The organism is Ensifer sp. M14, from assembly GCF_003355565.1.
In the GTDB taxonomy this organism is placed as follows: Bacteria; Pseudomonadota; Alphaproteobacteria; order Rhizobiales; family Rhizobiaceae; genus Ensifer.
Genome location: NZ_QJNR01000004.1, coordinates 125115 through 145658 on the forward strand (window position 1 = coordinate 125115; position 20544 = coordinate 145658).

Sequence of the window (20544 nt, forward strand, 5' to 3'; positions counted from 1 at the left end):
ATATCGGATGGGATCCGATGAGGGTATGTTGCAATGCAATACAGGCTTTGACCCCTGATGGCAAAGGGTTTGCGGCACTCATCATACTTTTTCGTGGGCGCGTGAAGCAGACCGGTTAACCGTTAGCTGAGTTGACGTTTACGTCAAAGTTATATAATCCCGAATCTCGGCTTGAAGAGGTGTCGCAAAAGCATCATCTTCATCGGCAAGAGAAGACCGGGAGGGTTTCTTCTCTGGCCGCAAGCAAGGCCAGCCTGTGGCGACCAGAGGGAGAGAGGTCATGGCGGAACTCAACACGCAACCAGCAGGCACCAGCCCGGAGAAAATCTGGCTGAAGTCCTATCCGCCGGGCATCCCTGCCGAGATCGGACCACTGCCCTACCGGTCGATCGGTGATTTCTTCGACCATGCCGTCGCGCGCTATTCGCGCCGCTTCGCCTTTACCTGCATGGGCAAGTCGCTGACCTTCTCCGAACTCAATGCCGAATCCGCCAAGATCGGCGCCTGGCTGCAGGCACGCGGGCTGTCGAAGGGCGACCGGGTCGCTGTGATGATGCCCAACATCCTGCAGAACCCTGTGATCGTCTACGGCATCCTCAGGGCAGGCTTCACGGTGGTGAACGTCAACCCGCTCTACACGCCGCGCGAACTGGAGCACCAGCTCATCGACTCCGGCGCCAAGGCGATCTTCGTTCTCGAAAACTTCGCCCATACCGTCCAGCAGGTTGCGGCCAAGACCAGCATCAAGCATGTGGTGGTCGCCACGATGGGCGACATGCTCGGCTTCAAGGGCGTGATCGTCAATCTGGTCGTGCGCCGGGTCAAGAAGCTGGTGCCCGCCTGGTCGATCCCCGGCCATCATTCCTTCAAGTCCGTGCTCGCCGAAGGTGGCCGGTCGAAGCTAACCAAGCCCAATGTCGCACCCAGCGACGTCGCTTTCCTGCAGTATACCGGCGGAACCACTGGCGTTTCCAAGGGGGCGACGCTCACCCATTCCAACCTTCTGTCGAACATGGCGCAGATGGAAATCTGGTTCGACACGGCGTTCCGTTCGCGCCCGCGTCCCGACAATCTCGTCTTCATGTGCGCGCTGCCGCTCTATCATATCTTCGCGCTGACGGTGAATTCGCTGATGGGCCTTGCCACCGGCGGCAACAACATCCTGATCCCCAACCCGCGCGATATTCCAGGCTTCGTCGCGGAACTCGGCAAGTACAAGACCAACATCTTCCCGGGGCTCAACACGCTGTTCAACGCGCTGATGAACAACGCCGAATTCCAGAAACTCGATTTCTCCTCGCTGATGCTGACCTTCGGTGGCGGCATGGCGATCCAGAGACCTGTCGCCGAACGCTGGCAGAAGATGACGGGATGCCCGATCGCCGAAGGCTACGGCCTTTCCGAGACGTCGCCGGTCGCCACCGCCAATCTTCTCGACTCAACCGAATTCACCGGCACGATCGGCTTTCCGATCCCCTCGACCGAGATCGAGATCCGTGACGACCAGGGCAACACCTTGCCGATCGGAGACGTCGGGGAAATCTGCATTCGCGGACCGCAGGTCATGGCCGGCTACTGGCAGCGGCCGGACGAGACCGCCAAGGCGATTTCGCCCGATGGCTTCTTCCGCTCCGGTGACATCGGCTTCATCAATGCCGTCGGCCTCGTCAAGATCGTCGATCGGAAGAAGGACATGATCCTGGTCTCGGGCTTCAACGTCTTCCCGAACGAGATCGAGGAAGTGGCGATGACGCACCCTGGCATTCTCGAATGCGCGGCGATCGGCATTCCCGACGAGCATTCGGGCGAAGCGGTCAAGCTCTTCGTCGTCCGCAAGGACCCGGCTCTGACGGAAGAGGACGTCAAGAAGCACTGCGCGGCCAATCTCACCAACTACAAGCGACCGCGCTTCGTCGAGTTCCGCACCGAGTTGCCGAAAACCAATGTCGGCAAGATCCTGCGCAAGGACCTCCGGGGCTGAGGGCCGCCTCGACTTAAAACGATTTAAAAAATCCTGAAAACCGCCACTCCGGCGGTTTTGCGGGCTTGATTCGGACAATGCAAAGCGAATAGCTACGCAGGCGAATGTCCGACACAAGGAGCCCCGCGATGAAAGCGCTTGTCGATCAACTCAAAGCAACCGCCGCGCAGACCAATGCGACCGATATCCGTGCCGCCTTCGCGAGCGATGCCGAACGCTTCTCGCGCTTCAGCACCTCACTCGACGATCTGCTGCTCGATTATTCGAAATGCGCGGTGAACGAACAGGTGCTCGACGGCCTTGAGGCGCTGGCGAAAGCCGCCAAGGTCGAAGAGAAGCGCGACGCGATGTTCCGCGGCGACATCATCAACATCACCGAAGAACGCGCAGTGCTGCACACGGCGCTGCGCAACCGCGGCAACCGCCCTGTCATCGTCGACGGCAAGGACGTGATGCCCGACGTCAACGGCGTGCTCGAAGCCATGGGCGCCTTTGCCGATGGCATCCGCTCGGGCGCACTGAAAGGTGCGACCGGCAAGAAGATCACCGACGTCGTCAATATCGGCATCGGCGGCTCGGATCTCGGTCCTGTCATGGCGACACTGGCGCTCGCCCCTTTCCATGACGGCCCGCGGCTGCATTTCGTTTCCAACATCGATGGCGCGCATATTGCCGACACGCTGAAGCTCGTCGAGCCGGAAACGACGCTGTTCATCATCGCCTCCAAGACCTTCACGACGATCGAGACGATGACCAATGCGGCGACGGCCCGCGCCTTCATTGCCGGCAAGCTCGGCGAAGCCGCCGTCGGTCATCACTTTGCTGCCGTCTCGACGGCGCTCGACAAGGTCGCCGCCTTCGGCATCGACCAGGCGCGCGTGTTCGGCTTCTGGGACTGGGTTGGCGGCCGCTATTCGATCTGGTCGGCGATCGGCCTGCCGCTGATGATTGCCATCGGCAAGGAGAATTTCGGCCGCTTCCTCGATGGCGGCCACGCCATCGACGAGCATTTCCGCACCGCGCCGATCCGCCAGAACCTGCCGATGCTGCTGGGTCTGCTCGGTTTCTACAACCGCAATGTTCTCGGCTACCCCTCGCGCGCAATCCTGCCCTATGACCAGCGCCTGTCGCGCTTCCCGGCCTACCTGCAGCAGCTCGACATGGAATCGAACGGCAAGGCCGTCACGCTCGACAGCAAGCCGGTCGAATTTTCGACAGGTCCGGTCGTCTGGGGCGAGCCCGGCACCAATGGCCAGCACGCCTTCTACCAGCTGATCCATCAGGGCACGGATGTCATCCCGGCCGAGTTCATGATCGCTGCAAACGGTCATGAGAAGAACCTGCGCCATCAGCACGAACTGCTGATCGCCAATTGCCTTGCCCAGTCCGAAGCCCTGATGAAGGGCCGCACGCTTGCCGAGGCGAAGGCGCAACTGACCTCCAAGGGCATGGCGGACGCCAAGGCGGACAAGATTGCGCCGCACCGCGTCTTTGCCGGCAACCGCCCATCGCTGACGCTGGTCTACGATCAGCTCGATCCTTTCGCGCTCGGCCGGCTGATCGCACTCTACGAGCACCGCGTCTTCGTCGAAGGTGCGCTGTTCAACATCAACTCCTTTGACCAGTGGGGCGTCGAGCTCGGCAAGGAACTGGCAACGGGCCTTCTGCCGGTTGTCGAAGGCAAGGAAAGTGCTGCCGGCCACGATTCGTCGACGGCAGGCCTTGTGGCCGTGCTGCTCAAGGCTGCCCGCTAAAAAAAATACCGAGACAGGGCGCGCTCAGCGCGCCCTGTCCTCTCACGCGGCGCAGGCCGGCAGTGCCTTGACGCCGGACTGGTGGAGCAGGTCCATCACATCCAGTCCCGACAGGATCTGGAAGTAGCGTTCATCGGAGCGGGTGCGGATCCACGCATCGACGGTGAGCTTCCGGTCGGCTGGAAACGCGCCGGTCCAGCAGCCGCCGGAAAAACCGACCGAAAGGCTGCCGCGCCCTTTCGCTTCGCCCCCCTTGGTCGCCGCAATCTTCTCCTGCATATCGCGCAGGCGCTCGGCATCGACAGACGTCAGGGTCAGGACATAGAGCGTCTGACCGTTCCGCATCCGCTCTGTCAGATCAGGCGCTCCGGCATTGCCGGACTGGACCTGAAGCGCGAAACGGCGCGTGTCGAGGGGCGAACCGTCCGCCTTCCAGGAGATCCCGAGCGTCGCATCGCCCCGCCTGAGCGAGAGCGCTTCCGGCACCAACAGCGCGACGCGCAGCTCCGCCGGATCGGACCTGAGCGGATCGATACCAGACAGTTTTTCAAGCGAGCCGACATTGAGCGCCGCGCAGGCGGCGAGCACATTGAGTGACAGGAAAAGGCAGGGATTCATCAAAATACGGAAGGACATGAAAAGCACCAAAATCACAATTGACGCGAATTAATTATCGTTTTACATTAAAAAAACAAGTAAGCCGATAAGGAATTTTTTGATGACCGGATCCCCCGAGCGGTTGCGCAAGCTGAGCCGCATCATGAAGCTGATGGTCGTCCTGTGCGGCGCGTTGTTCTGCTCGGCCGTCGTCTATGGCCACTGGCAGATTTTCTTCGACAGGGCCGGCTTCGAACAAGGCATTCGCGACGTGGTTTTTCCGAGGGTCTCAACAATCACTCTCTCGTATCGCGCGATCGCAACCGTCGTGTTTCTCACCGCCTTGAACAATGCGCTTGTTATCGCCGGGCTCGCCTTTTCCTGGCAGTTGTTCGACGGCTTCGAGCGCGGAGAAATTCTCTCCAGCCGCAATGGCGTGCTCTTGAAACGGATCGGAATCCTCTCGATCATCGGATCCGTGTGCATGATCATCAGCAACGCAATCGGCATAATGGCCGTCACCTACGACAATCCGGCCGCGACCGGGCACTCCGTCTTCATCGACATCAATGGCGGAACGCTGATCATCATGCTGATGGCCGGACTGCTTCTTGTGCTTGGCCACGTCATGGTCATCGCATCGGGGATCGAAGCGGAGAACAGGAGCTTCGTCTAGCGGATGCCGATTGTCGTAAACCTCGATGTCATGCTGGCGAAACGCAAGGTACGCTCGCGCGACCTTGCCGAGCAGGTCGGCATCACCGAGCAGAACATATCTCTGTTGAAATCCGGCAAGGTCAAAGGCGTGCGCTTCGACACGCTGGAGAAGATCTGCGCCGTTCTCGATTGCCAGCCGGGCGACATTCTCGAATACCGTCCGGAGGAAAAGAATTGAACCAAGCGCGGGCTCTTCTCAGAGCCCGATTTCGTGTTTCCATGGCGGATTGGCGCCGGCTCGTGAAACGGTGACGGCGGCCGCCTTGGCGCCCAGCGCCAGGGCGTCGCGGACGGCACTTTCAGAAAGGCTCGCGACGGCATCCTTCGTCAGGAGATCACTCAGCTTCAGCGACGCCAGCACGCCGGCATCGAAGGTGTCACCGGCACCGACGGTATCGACGACGGTCACCCGCTCGCCCGCGACGTCGACCTTGTGGCGGGCAGTGTAACCGACGGCGCCGTCGGCGCCCTTGGTGATCAGAACCAGCTTCGGCCCGCGCGTCAGCCATTCGGCGGCGAGATCGTCATGGCTGCCCGACATGCCGAACCAGTCGAGATCCTCGTCTGAGAACTTGATGATATCCGACATTGCCGCCATGCGGTTCATGCGCGCGAGGTGAGCTTCGCGGTCCTTGATGAAACCGGGCCGAATGTTCGGGTCGAAGGAGATGACCCGTTTTTCGTGTTCGCGGGTCATCAGCGCCTCGTAGGTCGAGCCGCAGGGCTCGGGGATCAGGCTGATCGCGCCGAAATGCAGCGCCTCGCAGAAATCGCCAAGCGCCGGCAGGTGATCTTTCGTAATCATCCTCCCGGCGGTGTTCTCGTCGAAGAAGGCGTAGGTCGCATGGCCGTTGACGAGCTTGACGAAGGCAAGCGTCGTATGCAGCGACAGGGTGGCCGAAGGGGCGAAATCGACATTCGCCGCCTTCAGCGTTTCGCGCAGGATATCGCCGAACATGTCGTCGGAAAGGCCGGTGAAGAAGCCGGTGGAAATGCCGAGCCGACCGAGCGCGATCGCCGTATTGAAGATCGCGCCGCCGGCGTAGGGTGCGAACGCACTCTCGCCCGCGGTCGTGTCCCGCGGCAGCATGTCGATCAGCGCTTCACCACAACATACGATCATCGGCTCTTCCTCCTCGGCAGAATTTCAATCGATTTAAAAAATGGAGATCGAGAATTGGGAGGCCCCGGCATGACCAGGGCCTCACCAGACTTTATGCCAGAGCGCTGACGCCGCCATTGCGGCCCGACCAGGCCAGCGGATCGTTGAGGAAGGCCTCGACTTCGCCAAGCGTCTTATCGTCGAACAGCGCCTGCTCGCGGGCAACGGCCAGCACGTTGCGCCAGGTGGCGATCCAGTGCAGGTCGACGCCCTTGCCCTTCATCTCGCCGACCGCTTCCGGGAAGATGTCGTAGTAGAAGAGCGCGATGCCGTGATCGACGATGCCGCCGGCAGCGCGGATCGCGTCGATGAACTTGAACATCGAGCCGCCTGCTGTCGTCAGATCCTCGATCACGAGAACGCGCGCACCCTCCGGCATGTGGCCTTCGATCTGGGCGTTGCGGCCGTGACCCTTCGGCGCCTTGCGCACGTAGATCATCGGCAGGCCCAGGCGCTCGGCCAGCATGGCGGCGAAGGGAATGCCCGCGGTCTCGCCACCGGCGACGACGTCGAATTGCTCGAAGCCCGCCTCGCGCAGGATCGATGCGGCAGCAAAATCCATCACCGCCGAACGGATGCGCGGATAGGAAATCAGCTTGCGGCAGTCGATATAGACAGGGCTCGCCATGCCCGACGACAGCTTGTAGGGCTTGTCGGCGCTAAAATGCACCGCCTTGATCTCCCAGAGCATCTTTGCGACCAGCTCGGCCATCACGGCCTTGTCGGTGAACGCGTTGGAAAACATCAAACTCTCCTTAATCTCTTCAATCTCTTCGAGTGATCAGACGACGGCCCAGTGCAACGGGAACATCGGATCAAAAACGGTGACGGGGCCGGCGCCGGTGTCGATCTTGGCGGGATAGCTGACGGCATCGGCCTGCTTGCGCAACGTGATCGTCTCGTCGTTGACCGGCAGGCCGTACCAGGCGGGGCCGTTCAGCGAGGCGAAGGCTTCAAGCTTGTCGAGCGCGGCTTCCCCTTCGAACACATGGGCAAGGCAGCTCATGGTGTTGATCGAGGTGTAGATGCCGGCGCAGCCGCAGGCGCATTCCTTCAGCGGATCGACATGCGGCGCCGAATCCGTTCCGAGGAAGAAGCGGGCATCGCCTGAGGTGGCCGCCGCACGCAGGGCCAGGCGATGGTTCTCGCGCTTGGCAACCGGCAGGCAGTAGTAATGTGGCTTGATGCCGCCGACGAGAATGGCGTTGCGGTTGATGATCAGGTGATGTGTGGTGATCGAGCCGGCGAGATTGGCCTTCGATGCCTTGATGTAGTCGACGCCATCCTTGGTGGTGACGTGCTCCATCGTCACCTTCAGTTCCGGCAGGCGCTTGCGCAAGGGATCGAGCACCGTTTCGATGAACACCGCCTCACGATCGAAGATATCGACTTCCGATGTCGTCACTTCGCCATGAACGCAGAGTTGAAGGCCGATCTTGGCCATGCGCTCCAGCACCGGCATTGCCTTGTCGATATCGCGAACGCCGCTGTGTGAATTGGTCGTGGCCCCTGCCGGATAGAGCTTGACGGCCTTGACGAGACCGCTTGCGTGGCCTGCCTCGACATCATCGGGGTCCGTGCCCTCGGTCAGGTAGAGCGTCATCAGCGGCTCGAAGCGGTCTCCGGCCGGAATGGCAGCAACGATCCGCTCGCGATAGGCCTTGGCATCGGCGGCGGTGACGACTGGCGGCACGAGGTTGGGCATGATGATCGCGCGGGCGAAATGGCGGCTGGTATCGGCGATGACGCCCTTCAGCATGTCGCCGTCGCGAAGGTGAAGGTGCCAATCATCCGGCCGGCGGATAACGAGGTCTTGCATGGTCAGCGTTCTCCTAACTTAAGGGCAGGATGGCGGAAAACCGCTTGCGCTTTTCCTCATCAAGCTCTCGTGCTCGCGCCCGATCCCGCGCGCGGCTTTGCGAGCCGGCAGGTGCGGGTGGCGGGCGGTTACTCATGTGGTGAAACCGCGTCTCGATATCACCAATGCAGCCGGGAACACAATCGGCAATCCGACCGTCGCTCAGAAATCCGCAAGCACGAGATCGGCAGGTCGCTGGTGACCGACAACCCGATGCGCGTTCGGAATATCGTTGCCGAGCGCCTTTCGGCGCGCCGCTTCCTCGTCATACCCATGATCGCGCCAGCGCTTCAGCAGGCGCCGTTCCAGCTCCTCGATGCCCGGGTTGATGAAGACGGAGAAGTCAAAGGCGCTGTCGAGCTTCGACCACGGAGCCTCGTCAAGCAGCAGATAGTTGCCCTCGACGAGGATCATGCGGGTGTCGGCCGCCACCACCCGTGCCGAGGCGATCGCCAGCTCGCGCGAGCGGTCGAAGACCGGCACGAGTACTTCGCCGTCATTGGCCCTGACGGCGGCAAGCGTCGCCAGGAACGACCTGACGTCAAAGGTCTCCGGCGCGCCCTTGCGGGCAAGCAGGCCCTTCTGTTCGAGCACCGCATTGTCCATGTGAAAGCCGTCCATCGGCAGAACCGCCGCCTTTTCTCCAGCAGCGACCAGGGCTTCGGCAAGCGCGTCGGACAGGGTCGATTTTCCGGCACCGGGCGGGCCTGCAATCGCGACAATGAAACGGGCAGCACCTGCCGCCCGTTCCAGAAGCTGGTCAACCAAAGGCGCAACCGTCATGCTGCGAGCGCCTCGCGCGGCGGTTCCTTGGCGCCGGTCATGAAGGCGACGGCATCCGACATCGTGTGTTCCTTCGGGTTGATGACGCAGAGGCGTTTGCCAAGCCGGTGGATGTGGATGCGGTCGGCGACCTCGAACACGTGCGGCATGTTGTGCGAGATCAGCACGATCGGCAGGCCGCGGGAACGCACGTCGAGGATCAGCTCCAGCACCCGCCGGCTTTCCTTGACGCCAAGCGCCGCCGTCGGCTCGTCCATGATCACCACCTTGGAGCCGAAGGCTGCAGCCCGCGCCACCGCCACGCCCTGCCGCTGGCCGCCCGAAAGCGTTTCGACCGCCTGGTTGATGTTCTGGATGGTCATCAGGCCGAGTTCGGAGAGCTTCGCCCGCGCCCGCTTTTCCATCTCCGCCCGGTCGAGCTTGCGGAAGAGCGAGCCCATGATGCCGGGTTTACGGATTTCGCGGCCGAGAAACATGTTGTCGGCGATCGAAAGCGCCGGCGACAGGGCCAGATTCTGGTAGACGGTTTCGATGCCGGCGGTGCGCGCCTCCATCGGCGAACGGAAGTTGATCAACTGGCCCTCAAGCCGGATCTCGCCTTCATCCGGCGTGATGGCGCCGGAGATCGCCTTGATCATCGAGGACTTGCCGGCGCCGTTGTCGCCGATGACGGCAAGGATCTCGCCGGGGTAGAGGTCGAAGTCGGCGTGATCGAGAGCGGTGACCCGGCCATAGCGTTTGACCAGGCCGCGCGCGGTGAGAAGGGGTTCCTGAGCCATCAGCCTGCTACCTTTCTGATCCACTGGTCGATTGCGACGGCGGTGATGATCAAGACGCCGGTGAGGAAGACTTTCCATTGCGGGTCAGCGCCCAGCATGTTGAGGCCCATGGAGACCACGCCGACGATCATCGCGCCGATCAGGGTTCCAAGGATCGATCCGCGTCCGCCGAAGAGCGAGATGCCGCCGATCACGGCTGCGGTGATGGCCTGAAGATTGTAGTCGGTGACCGCTGCCGAGGGCGAGATCGAGCCGTTGCGGCCGATCGAGACCCAGGCGGCAAGTGCTGCGATCAGGCCGGCGAGCGTATAGGCGCTGAGCAGCACCCGGCCGGTGCGGATGCCAGAGAGCTTGGCAGCTTCCGGGTCGTCGCCGACCGCATAGAGGTGCCGACCCCAGGCCGTGTGATTGAGCGCGTACCAGAGACCGAGAACCAAAACGACCATCATCAGCACACCCAGCGTGAAGACCGCGGACCCGATCTTGAAGCTGACGCCGAAGACGTGCAGCATCTTGGTGACGGCGGTGACGTCCGCCTCGCGGATCGTCGCATTGGCCGAGTAGATGAAGTTCGTCGACATGATGACGTACCAGGTGCCGAGCGTCACGATGAACGGCGGAAGCTTGACCCTGGACACGAGGAAGCCGTTGAGGAAGCCACAGGCGCCGCCGACGACGAAGCCGATGAAGATGGCGATCGGCGCGGGTAGACCGTAGGTCACGGCGCAATTGCCCATGATGACGGCTGACAGCACCATGATCACGCCGATCGAAAGGTCGATGCCGGCCGTCAGGATGACGAGGGTCTGCGCAGCCCCGAGGATGCCGACGATGGCGATCTGCTGCAGGATCAGTGTCAGCGTATAGGACGAGAAGAACTTTCCGCCGATCGTCAGGCCGAAGATCAGGATCGCCGCAACGAGCACGATGAACGGCACGGCCGCCGGCGTCGAATGCAGGAAATGCTGGATCCTCTGGATCGGCGTCTTGTCATGCGTATCGAACGACGCGACCTGCGTCGAACTGTTGACCAGGACCTTTTCGAATTCCTGGGATGGCTGTGCGGCTGCGTTGGGCTCGCCCATGGACCTTCCTCCGGTGAACCCCACTCCCAAGGGGTTGCGATGCAATCTGGTGCACAGCCCGCCCACCTTGTGGCGGGCATCAGCACTCACTCTAGAGCACCCTGTCTTCAAGTGGAATCACGTGAGGGCAGAAAGGTGCTCTAGAATTAAAGTGCTAGAGCGTCCTTTGTGCGTTCATAGGAACGCACGGCGCTCTAGAAGCTGCGCGGTTTTCGTCGCCTTGTCAAAGACATCGGCGCTTACGCGAAGGGCGGCCGGGGCCGCCCTTCCGTTGTTGGCACATGCGCTCGAAGAGCGGAGGCGATCAGCCCCAGCACTTCTCGGTGCCGACCTTGGTGTCGATCGATTCGACGCCTGAAGCCGGCTTGTCGGTGACGAGCGAAACGCCGGTGTCGAAGAAGTCCTTGCCTTCGGTCGGCTTCGGCTTTTCGCCACTGTCGGCGAACTTCTTGATCGCCTCGATGCCGAGTGCCGCCATCATCAGCGGATACTGCTGCGAGGTCGCGCCGATGACGCCTTCGGCGACCGACTTGACGCCGGGGCAACCACCGTCGACCGAGACGATCAGCACGTCCTTCTCCTTGCCGACGGCTTTCAGCGCCTGATAGGCGCCGACGGCGGCCGGCTCATTGATGGTGTGGATCACGTTGATATCCGGGTCTTTCTGCAGAAGGTTTTCCATCGCCTTGCGGCCACCTTCTTCATTGCCGTTGGTCACGTCGTGGCCAACGATGCGGGCATCGTCTTCATCGCCAATCTTGGCCGGATCCTTCGGGTCGATACCGAAGCCGATCATGAAGCCCTGGTCACGCAGGACGTCGACGGTCGGCTGCGACGGCGTCAGATCGAGGAAGCCGACCTTGGCGGTCTTGGCGCCCTCACCCATCGTGGCGGCAGCCCACTGGCCGATCAGCTTGCCGGCAAGCAGGTTGTCGGTGGCAAACGTCGCATCGGCAGCGGTTGCCGGATCAAGCGGCGTGTCGAGAGCGATTACCAGAAGACCGGCTTCCTGCGCCTTCTTCACCTGGTCGACGATTGCCTTGGTGTCGGAAGCGGCAATCAGGATGCCCTTGGCGCCATCGGCGATGCAGGATTCGATCGCAGCCACCTGGCTGTCATGGTCGCCGTCGATCTTGCCGGCATAGGATTTCAGCGTCACGCCGAGTTCCTGCGCCTTGGCAGCAGCGCCTTCCTTCATCTTGACGAAGAAGGGATTGGTGTCGGTCTTGGTAATCAGGCAGGCGCTGACATCGGCGGCCTGTGCCGGGGCGGCGAAAACGACGCCAAGCGACAGCACGCCGAACGCGGCGGAGAGAACGGTCTTCTTCATGTAATCCTCCCAAGGATGAAAAACGCGCCGGCGGACCGGCAGGGGCCTCGCCGCTGCAGCAATCTCCTCCGCTGCAACAGGCGCTTCCGGATCAAAAACAAACACTAAATTTCGAGGGTGTCAATAAATAAATCAAATTGAATTATTATTTCGATGTGTCATTCTTGGGATAACGACGGTCCGGAGCCATCCGGGCAGCCGCGCAAATTGACAGGCCCGCCCAGAGCGGAAACAACAGACCCGCGCCAAGCGGGCACTAATGCCAACGGGAGGAGACGGTGGCATGTCATTGACAGACGGCCCCGACAGGGGACCGATACAACCTGAAGTCATCGACCCGAGCGGCGGGGCGAACCAGACACGTGTGCGCGCCTATAACGAGAGGCTGGTGATGTCGCTGGTGCGCCGTCACGGAGAGCTCTCGAAGGCGGACATCGCTCGGCGCTCCGGCCTTTCGGCACAGACCGTTTCCGTCATCATGCGCGCACTCGAAAGCGACGGCCTGCTCGTGCGCGGCGCGCCGGTTCGCGGCCGCGTCGGTCAACCGTCGACGCCGATGCGGCTCAACCCGGATGCGGTATTCTCCTTCGGAGTGAAGATCGGACGGCGAAGTGCCGACCTGGTGCTGATGGATTTCGTCGGCAACATCCGCCTGCACCTGCACCAGATCCACGCCTATCCCCTGCCCGGCGACCTCGTCGACTTCATCATCAGCGGCATCGAGAAGCTTGAGCAGCAACTGAGCCCTGCCGAACGCAAGCGCATTGCCGGCATCGGCATCGCCACGCCCTTCGAATTGTGGAACTGGGCGGAAGAAGTCGGCGCCCCGCGGGAACAAATGAACCGGTGGCGCGATATCGACCTGCAGGCGGTCGTGGCGCAACGCACCCGTCATCCGGTGTTTCTACAGAACGACGGAACCAGCGCCTGCGGCGCCGAACTCGCCTTCGGCGTCGGCGCCAGCTACCCCGACTTCGTCTATTTCTACATCGGCTCGTTCATCGGCGGCGGTATCGTCATCAACTCCGCGCTCTTTTCCGGCCGGACAGGCACCGCCGGCGCGGTCGGCCCGCTCCCCGTATCGGGTAAGGACGGCAAGACCATCCAGCTCCTGAAGATCGCCTCGGTCTTCGTGCTCGAAAACCTTTTGCGCGAACGCGGCATCGACCCCAAGCCCTTGTGGTATTCGGCCGATGACTGGATCGACTTTGGTGAGCCGCTCGACATCTGGATCGACGACAGTGCCGCCGCCCTTGCCCAGGCCGTGGTCTCCGCCGCCTCGATCATCGACTTCTCCGCCGTCGTCATCGACGGCGGCTTCCCGCCCTGGGTGCGCGCCCGGCTGCTCACGGCAACGCGCAAGGCACTCTACGACCTCGACCTCCAGGGCGTGACGATCCCGGAATTGGTGGAAGGCCTGGTCGGCAGCCATGCGCGCGCCATCGGCGGCGCCAGCCTGCCTTTGTTCTCCCGCTACCTGCTCGACACCAATGTCCTCTTCAAGGAGCTCAGCTGATGCTGAAAGGCATAGACCCGATCCTCAGCCCCGAACTGCTCGCGACGCTCCGGGCCATGGGCCATGGCGACGAGATCGCGCTGGTCGACGGCAACTATCCCGGCCAGGAACATGCCCGCCGCCTGGTCCGGCTCGACGGCCACGGGCTGATCCCGGTTCTCGACGCCATTCTCAGCGTCATGCCGATCGACGATTTCGTACCGGCAGCGATCTTCCGCGCTACGGTCAAACAGGACCGGGACGCCCTCGATCCGGTGCACAGCGAGATCATCGATTGCTGCAGCAAGCATGAACCCGACCGAACCGTCGTTCCCCTGCTTGGCCCTGAATTCTATCCGCGCGTACAGGCGGCCCACACGGTGGTGCAGACCAGCGAGCCGCGGCTGTACGGCAACGTCATCCTGCGCAAGGGCGTGATCTATCCCTGACGGAATGGTGGACCAAACGAAAAACCCGCCGGCGGAACCGGCGGGTTTTTCGTTTGAAGTCCGGAAAGTCTTAGGCGCGACGTGCGTCGATCGACAGTGCGCCTGGGCCGAAGGCTGCAAGGACCAGGAAGCCGCCGGCAACCGAGATGTTCTTCATCATCATCAGGCCGTTGAAGACGGTGAGCAGGCCATTGGCTTCCGGCGGGAAGGTCGGGATGTTGATTGCGCCGCTGTGGAAGACGAAAGCAGTGACCAGGCAGAAGAGAGCCAACAGGTAGGCGGCAATCTTCGTCTGGAAGCCGACGAGAACAAAAAGGCCAGCAATCAGCTCGAATGCGCCGGCGAGATAGGCAAGCGCGGTTGCTGCCGGCCAGCCGGCATTGGCGATCATTCCGGCGGTACCGGCGGGATCTGTCAGCTTGCCGAAACCGGCGGTGATGAACATGATAGAAAGAAGAATGCGCCCGATGAGGACGACGACATTCTGAGACATGCGAGGCTCCTGTGAGAAACGAGTGTTGGCAGCAGAAGTATCAGCATTTTCAAATTCATCTAGCCGCACGACCGACGACAGATCGTTCACAACCTAGAGACAACCGGGAATTATCGTCAACCGACATTTGGGTCGCGCCACGATCTGTGCAGTCCTTTTCTTCGTTGGAATCGCCGCTCGGACGCTAAACGTTCTTTTCTGTTGCAAGGAGGGAGCTGCTGGGCGAAATTTAGGAGCGGCAGGGGACGCCGCGCGGGGGCATCTCATGAACGAAATCAACAGGAGCCCGGCCTTCTGGCGCTCATTCGCGATCTTCGAAGGGTTCGACAAGAAGTCGATCGAGGATCTGGCCGAGATCGCCACCTATCGCAAGTGGCCGGCGGGCACGGTGATCTTCCAACGCGGCGACGAAGGCAACTATATGATCGTCGTCATATCGGGGCGCATCAAACTCTCGCTGATCACGCCGCAGGGCCGCGAACTGATGCTGCGCCAGCACGAAGCCGGGGCGATCTTCGGCGAGATGGCGGTGCTCGACGGCCAGACGCGGTCGGCCGATGCCACGGCGCAGACGGCTGCCGAAGGCTATGTGATCGGCAAGAAGGCGTTTCTCGACATGGTCACCACCCGGCCGGCGGCTGCCGAATCCGTCGTCCGCTTTCTCTGCGCCCAACTGCGTGACACCACCGAGCGGCTGGAGACCATCGCGCTTTACGACCTCAATGCCCGCGTTGCCCGGTTCTTTCTGGCCACGCTCCGGCAGATCCACGGCAACGAGCTACCCGAAAGCGCCAACCTCAGGCTGACCATGAGCCAGACGGATATCGCCGGCGTGCTCGGTGCCAGCCGCCCCAAGGTCAACCGGGCCATCCTGTGGCTCGAGGAAAGCGGCGCGATCAAGCGGATGGACGGCATCATCGCCTGCAAGGTCGGCAAGCTCTTGAGCATCGCCGATCCGGAAGAGGATTAGGCGACATGACCGCACAATCTCGCCGGCACTTTCGCTTCACACCGCTGGCCGGCGGGATCCTGACGAGCCTGATCGTCGCGCTGGCGCTCTATCTCTACGCCGAGCCGGTGCTCGAAACGCAACGGGAACTGTTCTTCGACAGTCTGACCCAATGGGTGCCCTCACCGCAGTCGCCCGACATAGTCGTCGTCGACATTGACCGCGCCGCCTATCAATCCCGGCCAGGCGGCGATTGGGACAGGGCGGCAACGGCCGAGCTCCTGTCCGCACTGACCGCGGCCGGCGCCAAGGTCGTCGCCGTCGACTTCGTCTTCAGCTCCGATTGCGCGGCAGAGCTGCCGGGCAATGGATCGCTTTCGCAAGCGCTTTCGCAGGTGCCCGTCGTCCTCGGCTTTCTCATTGCCGACACACAGCAGGAGCGCCCTCGCCCCGTTCCGCCACTGGCGCTCAGCCGCCCCTTCGCAGCGCCCGAACTCTGGTTCCTCGACGGCGCGGAGACCTCCTGCCCCGCCTTCATGGACCAGGCCAAGGCGGCCGCCGCATCGTTTCTGGTCGGCGATGAAGACGCCCGCATCCGCCGGGTCCAGGCCTATGCCGTTCTCGGCGAAGAGGCCTATCCGACGCTTGGCATCGAGGCGACACGGTTGATGGCCGGCACCGGCACGCCGATCCTTGGCGGCAACCCGGCCTGGCTGCGCCTCGACCATCAAGTGGTGACACTCGACGATACCGGAAGTTTACGCTTCGTGGCGAGCGCCCCTGACGCAATCGCCGCCCGAACGATTTCTGCAGCCGACATTCTGGCAAGGAAAGTGGGCAAAGACAGACTTTCGGGAAAACTCGTCTTCATCGGCAGCAGCCTGCCCAATCTCGGTGGCCTCAGGCCGAGTGCCTCTATGCCGCTCGAACCCTCGGTGCAGATCCACGCCGATATCGCCAATGCGATCACCACCGGCTTCATTCCGCGGCGCGATGCACGGCTTCCCGTGATCGAGGCCCTTTTCTCTCTGGCGGCGGGTATCGCGGCCGCCTACGGCGCGGCAAGGCTCAGGCCGATGACATCGGCGGCGCTCGGCATCATCGCGGTTGCGGTCGTCGTCGCGGCGGCGACAGCCATCTACCGCACCAGCGGCTGGCTGGTGGACGCCGTCAGCATTTCGATCGCACTTGCCGCGGTGCTGGCGGTAACGAGCACGCTGCAATTCGCCCATATCCGGCGGGCCGAGGCGACTGCGCGGGAAAAATTCTCGCAATATCTGCCGCAATCGGTCGTCGCGCGCTACATCGACAATCCGGGTGCTGAGCGGGTTGCGGGCGAGGAACGGGCGGTGACGGCGCTGTTCACCGACATCGAAAGCTTTTCGACGCTGTCGCAAAAGCTCGGCCCCCGCGACCTGATCGCCTTGCTCGACATCTATTTCACCGAGGTCAACGGGCTGGTCGCGCACTATGGCGGCATGGTCGACAAGGTGGTCGGCGATGCCGTACACGCCTTCTTCAATGCGCCGGAGGATCTCGACGATCATGTCGACAAGGCGCTCGAATGCGCCAAGGCGATCCACGCGCTGACCGAGGAAATGCGCCGGCGCCCGCAGTTTGCCGCACGGGATTTCGGGCGTACCCGCATCGGGGTCGAGACAGGCCAGGCGGTCCTTGGCGAGGTCGGCGCCGGCGGCAAGCTCGACTACACCGCCCATGGCGACGCCATCAACCTTGCGGCGCGACTGCAGGAGGCCAACAAGTTTCTCGGTACCGCCATCTGCGTCGGCCCGGCGGCCGCAGCGGAAAGCAGGCAGCCGCTCCGCTCACTCGGAAGTCATGAGATCCGCGGCTTTGGCACCATGGAGCTGTTCACTGTGGCCGGTCCTGACCAGGTTTAGCCCCGCAGCAGTCTCAGGACGGGGCGAAATCAAAGTGTCGCCGCGCCGCCGCAGTGAAGCGCTCCGTCGGAGATACCTGAGACGCGCCTACAGCCCGACGCTGGCATAGGCCTCGCGGATCCGCGCCTGTCCCCAGTTGACCGGGTCGCTTGGCGCATCACCTCTTTGCTTGAACTCGACGCCCTGTCCTGCGGCGACAATTTGCGTGACACCACCCGCCGCAACCGCGACGCTGCCATGCTCGACAAAAACGGCAAAGGCGACCTTGCTTGGGCCGCAGAAAAACCTGGTGCCGCGAACGCCGATCATGCCAAAGGCGGTCCTGACGGCAACATCGACCTTGGGCAGCCCTTCGGGGCGGTCGAACACCATTCGGCCGGTGCCCAGTTCCAGTGTCCCGCCCTGACCGGCGATGAAACGATCGACCAGCAGATCGGTCTCAGCACCCAGCAGAACGCGGGTGTCGGCACCCAGCACCAGAGTGGCAAAACTCTCGGCCTGCGTGCGCACATGGTCGTTGTCGAAGAGCTGCGCTCCAACGGCCAAAGCGTCTTCCTTTTCCGCCTGCCGGCGACGAACGTCGCCACGGATTTCGGTCGTCTTGCCGATCGCAGGGCTCGCCAGCGCCGGGACGACGCTGCCGCCCATGGCGGCCAGCAACAGGCCGCCAACCACGACGCGCCTCTTCACCAGCACCTGCCGCATCGGCTCCCGGTCCTTCATGGTCCTTCTCCCTGTTCGACGTGGTCGCGCCTTCGAGCGTCCGACTTTCGTGGAGGATATCCCCGATATCGGAGGAAACAAGCCGCAGGCCTCTGGTGGTCTGCTCGACAATGTCTGTCATTTCGCCAGAGCCCTCCCAATCCGGCTGTTCCCGCCGGAACAGGCAGTTGGAACCCATGACGCTAACTTGCCCTCAAGAGACGGGAGAGCACCATGGAAAACCAGCGCAAAACAGGCATTCGCATCTTCAACGCCTTGCTTCTTGCCATCGTCAGCTTCATGGCATTGGCAGCGATCGCACTCCCCTCCGCGCGTGCCGCCGATCTCTCGGCCGCCGACATCTGCGACCGCGAGGCGGGCAGCATCTTCGATCTGCAGCGCAATCAGGCCTACCCGGCCGTGGCCACCGAAGACCTGAAGATCGGCATCGCCCTTTCGGCCTGCCGCGAGGCCTACAACCAGCACGCCGGCGCCCGCACCGCGTTCCAGCTGGCGCGCGTTCTCGACAAGGCCGGTCAGAAGATCCAGTCGCAACGCATTCTTGGCGAAGCGGCAGACCATGGCCATGCGCTGGCCATGACCAACTATGCGGTGTTTGTCGGCGAACAGGGCGACACCAAGACCGAGTTCGCGCTCAACCAGAAAGCCGCTGCAGCCGGCAACATCCTTGCCGCCTACAATCTCGGCGTCGCCTATCGAGACGGCATGGGCACGGCTGCAAACGGCAGGCTTGCGATCGAATGGTTCGAACGCGCCTCGCTCGCCGGCGATGACGTCGCGGCGTTCAATCTCGCGGTCATTCTGGATGAAGGCAGGCTGGTGCCGGAAGACAATGCCGAAGCCGACCGGTTCTATCGCCTCGCCGTCGAGCGCGGCAATGCCGACGCCATGGTCAATCTCGGCCTGATGCTGGAAACCGGCGAAGGTGTTGCCAGGGATCTGCCCGCAGCCCGCGCCGTCTTCCGCAAGGCCGCGGCCGAAGGTGACGCCTATGCGGAGCGCAAGGTCGCCGAACTGAGCAGCGCCAGCGATTTCGAAACGGCCATGCTCGACAAGACGAGCCGCATCAAGTGATCCATCGTGGGCCGACCCGAAAGGGTCGGCCCACGATGGATCGGCAAATCCCACCCAAAGATGCAGCTTGACGCGCAGCCGACCGCACGACAGCCTGAGCGGGATCACCCCCTTGCTGGAAATGCGATGACGAAGCTGATTATCTTTACCGATCTGCACATGGTGCCCGAAGGCGCGACCATCATTGGCCTTGATCCCTATCAGCGGCTCGCCAACGGTATCGCGCATGTGAACCGCTATCATGCGGATGCCGATCGGGTGATCTTCACCGGCGACCTCACCCACTATGCCGATCGTGCCTCCTACGAGCGATTGAAAACCCTTGTCGATCAATTGAGCCCGCCCGCGGCGATCATGGTCGGCAACCACGACCGGCGCGACGTGTTCCTGGACGTGTTTGCCGACGCTGTGACCGACGACGATGGTTTCGTGCAGCAGGCGATCGACTTTGACGACTGCCGGGCGATCCTGCTCGACACGCTGTTTGCGCCACCCTACGACTACCCAAATAGCCATGCTGGCCTGTTGTGCCATAAACGCCTTGCCTGGCTCGACCGGCAATTGGCGGTCGCCGGCGACAGGCCGGTTCTCATTTTCATGCATCATCCGCCACACGCGACCGGCTTTACCGGCATGGACATGATCCGCCTGGTCAACGAGGTGGAATTCTATGCGCTGGCGAAGAAGCACGGCAATGTGCGCCATATCTTCGCCGGCCATGTGCATCGCACGATCAGTGGTTCCAGCCGTGGCATACCCTTCTCCGTCTTCAAAAGCCCTGTGCACCAGCAGCCGATGCCGTTCGATGCGCCGGATGCCTCGCTCTCGGTCGATGAACCCGCCGCCTACGGCATTGCCGTGGTGACGAGAGACGGCGTGCTCGTTCACACCGAAGATTATGAAATCGCCCGCAGGGACGCCGCCATCGCCTGAGGGGCATTTCGGCCGGCCGGCCTTCATGCTAGGTTGGGCCATGACCAAAACCACCGCGACCGATGAAATCCTCGACTGTCAGAGCTGCGGCGCCTGCTGCGCCTACTCCTCCGACTGGCCGCGTTTCTCGATGGAGACGGATGAGGAACTCGATCTGATACCGGAGGAGTATGTCGCGGCCGATCTCGGCGGCATGCGTTGCGAGGACGACCGTTGCACAGCGCTCGGCGGCAAGCTGGGTGTGCATGTCTCCTGCAAGATCTACGCGGTGAGGCCGATCGTCTGTCGCACCTGCATGCCCGGCGACGACGAGTGTCTGATGGCGCGCGAACGGCACTTCGGGCAAGCCGCATAAGACTTCGGATCATCCGGCGCCCACGCGTACATTCCGCATTCCCACCGCTTTAATGGCGCTGCGATAGTGAAACATTCTGAGATAGATCGAATTTGCCGGATGGATGTTCGGCGCAACGACGCGTAT

21 protein-coding genes and 1 pseudogene are annotated in these 20544 nt (G+C 62.4%); 12 read left to right on the top strand and 10 right to left on the bottom strand.

Translation table 11 applies throughout. From position 1 onward, the window contains the following. The first annotated feature begins 280 nt into the window (after positions 1–280). A complete protein-coding gene (locus BLJAPNOD_RS00670; RefSeq protein ID WP_115418578.1) occupies positions 281–1981 on the top strand; it encodes a long-chain fatty acid--CoA ligase in 1701 nt (566 codons plus the stop codon). A gap of 128 nt (positions 1982–2109) precedes the next feature. Continuing rightward, complete coding sequence (gene pgi / locus BLJAPNOD_RS00675) at positions 2110–3735, top strand: glucose-6-phosphate isomerase (protein WP_077502911.1); 1626 nt, start codon at positions 2110–2112, stop codon at positions 3733–3735. Positions 3736–3777: 42 nt separating this feature from the next. Here the strand turns inward: pgi and BLJAPNOD_RS00680 are convergent, their stop codons facing one another. After that, positions 3778–4371, bottom strand: coding sequence for a hypothetical protein (locus BLJAPNOD_RS00680; RefSeq protein WP_147294514.1), 594 nt, complete (start codon positions 4369–4371; stop codon positions 3778–3780). 82 nt (positions 4372–4453) lie between these two features. Between BLJAPNOD_RS00680 and BLJAPNOD_RS00685 the strand changes: the two genes are divergently transcribed. Together BLJAPNOD_RS00685 and BLJAPNOD_RS00690 are read left to right on the top strand one after the other, a co-directional pair. After that, entirely contained in the window at positions 4454–5008 is a 555-nt protein-coding gene (locus tag BLJAPNOD_RS00685; protein WP_115418580.1) for a DUF2975 domain-containing protein, read from the top strand. A gap of 3 nt (positions 5009–5011) precedes the next feature. Beyond that, positions 5012–5227 (top strand): helix-turn-helix transcriptional regulator, encoded by a 216-nt coding sequence (locus BLJAPNOD_RS00690; protein ID WP_115418581.1) that lies wholly within the window; start codon positions 5012–5014, stop codon positions 5225–5227. Between the two features lie 18 nt (positions 5228–5245). Here the strand turns inward: BLJAPNOD_RS00690 and BLJAPNOD_RS00695 are convergent, their stop codons facing one another. The 7 genes from BLJAPNOD_RS00695 to BLJAPNOD_RS00725 form a co-directional block, all read right to left on the bottom strand. Further along, a complete protein-coding gene (locus BLJAPNOD_RS00695; RefSeq protein ID WP_115418582.1) occupies positions 5246–6172 on the bottom strand; it encodes a carbohydrate kinase in 927 nt (308 codons plus the stop codon). 91 nt (positions 6173–6263) lie between these two features. Beyond that, on the bottom strand, positions 6264–6956 hold the full coding sequence (locus tag BLJAPNOD_RS00700; protein WP_077502915.1) for an orotate phosphoribosyltransferase: 693 nt from the start codon (positions 6954–6956) through the stop codon (positions 6264–6266). Between the two features lie 36 nt (positions 6957–6992). Continuing rightward, positions 6993–8030, bottom strand: coding sequence for a dihydroorotase (pyrC, locus tag BLJAPNOD_RS00705; protein WP_115418583.1), 1038 nt, complete (start codon positions 8028–8030; stop codon positions 6993–6995). A 201-nt stretch (positions 8031–8231) separates the two neighbouring features. Then, the gene (locus BLJAPNOD_RS00710) at positions 8232–8852 is read right to left on the bottom strand and encodes a nucleoside triphosphate hydrolase (RefSeq protein WP_115418584.1); all 621 of its coding nucleotides are present in this window, start codon (positions 8850–8852) and stop codon (positions 8232–8234) included. Further along, positions 8849–9631, bottom strand: coding sequence for an ATP-binding cassette domain-containing protein (locus tag BLJAPNOD_RS00715; RefSeq protein WP_077502918.1), 783 nt, complete (start codon positions 9629–9631; stop codon positions 8849–8851). Before BLJAPNOD_RS00715 ends, BLJAPNOD_RS00710 begins: the two co-directional genes overlap by 4 nt. Continuing rightward, a complete protein-coding gene (locus tag BLJAPNOD_RS00720; protein ID WP_115418585.1) occupies positions 9631–10716 on the bottom strand; it encodes an ABC transporter permease in 1086 nt (361 codons plus the stop codon). Before BLJAPNOD_RS00720 ends, BLJAPNOD_RS00715 begins: the two co-directional genes overlap by 1 nt. Positions 10717–11020: 304 nt before the next feature. After that, positions 11021–12046, bottom strand: a complete 1026-nt coding sequence (locus tag BLJAPNOD_RS00725) for a sugar ABC transporter substrate-binding protein (RefSeq protein ID WP_077502920.1) — start codon at positions 12044–12046, stop codon at positions 11021–11023. A gap of 283 nt (positions 12047–12329) precedes the next feature. Here BLJAPNOD_RS00725 and BLJAPNOD_RS00730 point away from each other — a divergent pair, with 283 nt between their 5' ends. Together BLJAPNOD_RS00730 and BLJAPNOD_RS00735 are read left to right on the top strand one after the other, a co-directional pair. Beyond that, positions 12330–13562: an ROK family transcriptional regulator gene (locus BLJAPNOD_RS00730; RefSeq protein WP_077502921.1), complete on the top strand. Its 1233-nt coding sequence runs from the start codon at positions 12330–12332 to the stop codon at positions 13560–13562. After that, complete coding sequence (locus BLJAPNOD_RS00735; protein WP_077502922.1) at positions 13562–13990, top strand: RbsD/FucU family protein; 429 nt, start codon at positions 13562–13564, stop codon at positions 13988–13990. Before BLJAPNOD_RS00730 ends, BLJAPNOD_RS00735 begins: the two co-directional genes overlap by 1 nt. 70 nt (positions 13991–14060) lie before the next feature. Here the strand turns inward: BLJAPNOD_RS00735 and BLJAPNOD_RS00740 are convergent, their stop codons facing one another. Continuing rightward, a complete protein-coding gene (locus tag BLJAPNOD_RS00740; protein ID WP_115418586.1) occupies positions 14061–14483 on the bottom strand; it encodes a DoxX family protein in 423 nt (140 codons plus the stop codon). A 265-nt stretch (positions 14484–14748) separates the two neighbouring features. On the opposite strand from BLJAPNOD_RS00740, the gene BLJAPNOD_RS00745 reads away from it, so the two are divergent. Next, a complete protein-coding gene (locus BLJAPNOD_RS00745) occupies positions 14749–15453 on the top strand; it encodes a Crp/Fnr family transcriptional regulator (RefSeq protein ID WP_077502924.1) in 705 nt (234 codons plus the stop codon). A 5-nt stretch (positions 15454–15458) separates the two neighbouring features. Continuing rightward, complete coding sequence (locus tag BLJAPNOD_RS00750; protein WP_115418587.1) at positions 15459–17333, top strand: CHASE2 domain-containing protein; 1875 nt, start codon at positions 15459–15461, stop codon at positions 17331–17333. Between the two features lie 87 nt (positions 17334–17420). On the opposite strand, the gene BLJAPNOD_RS00755 is transcribed toward BLJAPNOD_RS00750, so the two are convergent. Then, a complete protein-coding gene (locus BLJAPNOD_RS00755; RefSeq protein ID WP_115421073.1) occupies positions 17421–18038 on the bottom strand; it encodes a FecR family protein in 618 nt (205 codons plus the stop codon). Between the two features lie 231 nt (positions 18039–18269). Between BLJAPNOD_RS00755 and BLJAPNOD_RS36455 the strand changes: the two are divergent. The 4 genes and pseudogenes from BLJAPNOD_RS36455 to BLJAPNOD_RS00770 all read left to right on the top strand — a co-directional run. Beyond that, positions 18270–18815, top strand: a pseudogene (locus tag BLJAPNOD_RS36455) (sel1 repeat family protein); the annotation flags it as partial. Then, positions 18792–19130 (top strand): tetratricopeptide repeat protein, encoded by a 339-nt coding sequence (locus BLJAPNOD_RS36460; RefSeq protein WP_343215814.1) that lies wholly within the window; start codon positions 18792–18794, stop codon positions 19128–19130. The pseudogene BLJAPNOD_RS36455 and the gene BLJAPNOD_RS36460, both read left to right, overlap by 24 nt. Positions 19131–19256: 126 nt before the next feature. Then, the gene (locus BLJAPNOD_RS00765; protein ID WP_115418589.1) at positions 19257–20063 is read left to right on the top strand and encodes a phosphodiesterase; all 807 of its coding nucleotides are present in this window, start codon (positions 19257–19259) and stop codon (positions 20061–20063) included. Positions 20064–20103: 40 nt separating this feature from the next. Further along, the gene (locus BLJAPNOD_RS00770; protein ID WP_115421074.1) at positions 20104–20418 is read left to right on the top strand and encodes a YkgJ family cysteine cluster protein; all 315 of its coding nucleotides are present in this window, start codon (positions 20104–20106) and stop codon (positions 20416–20418) included. Positions 20419–20544: the final 126 nt, after the last annotated feature.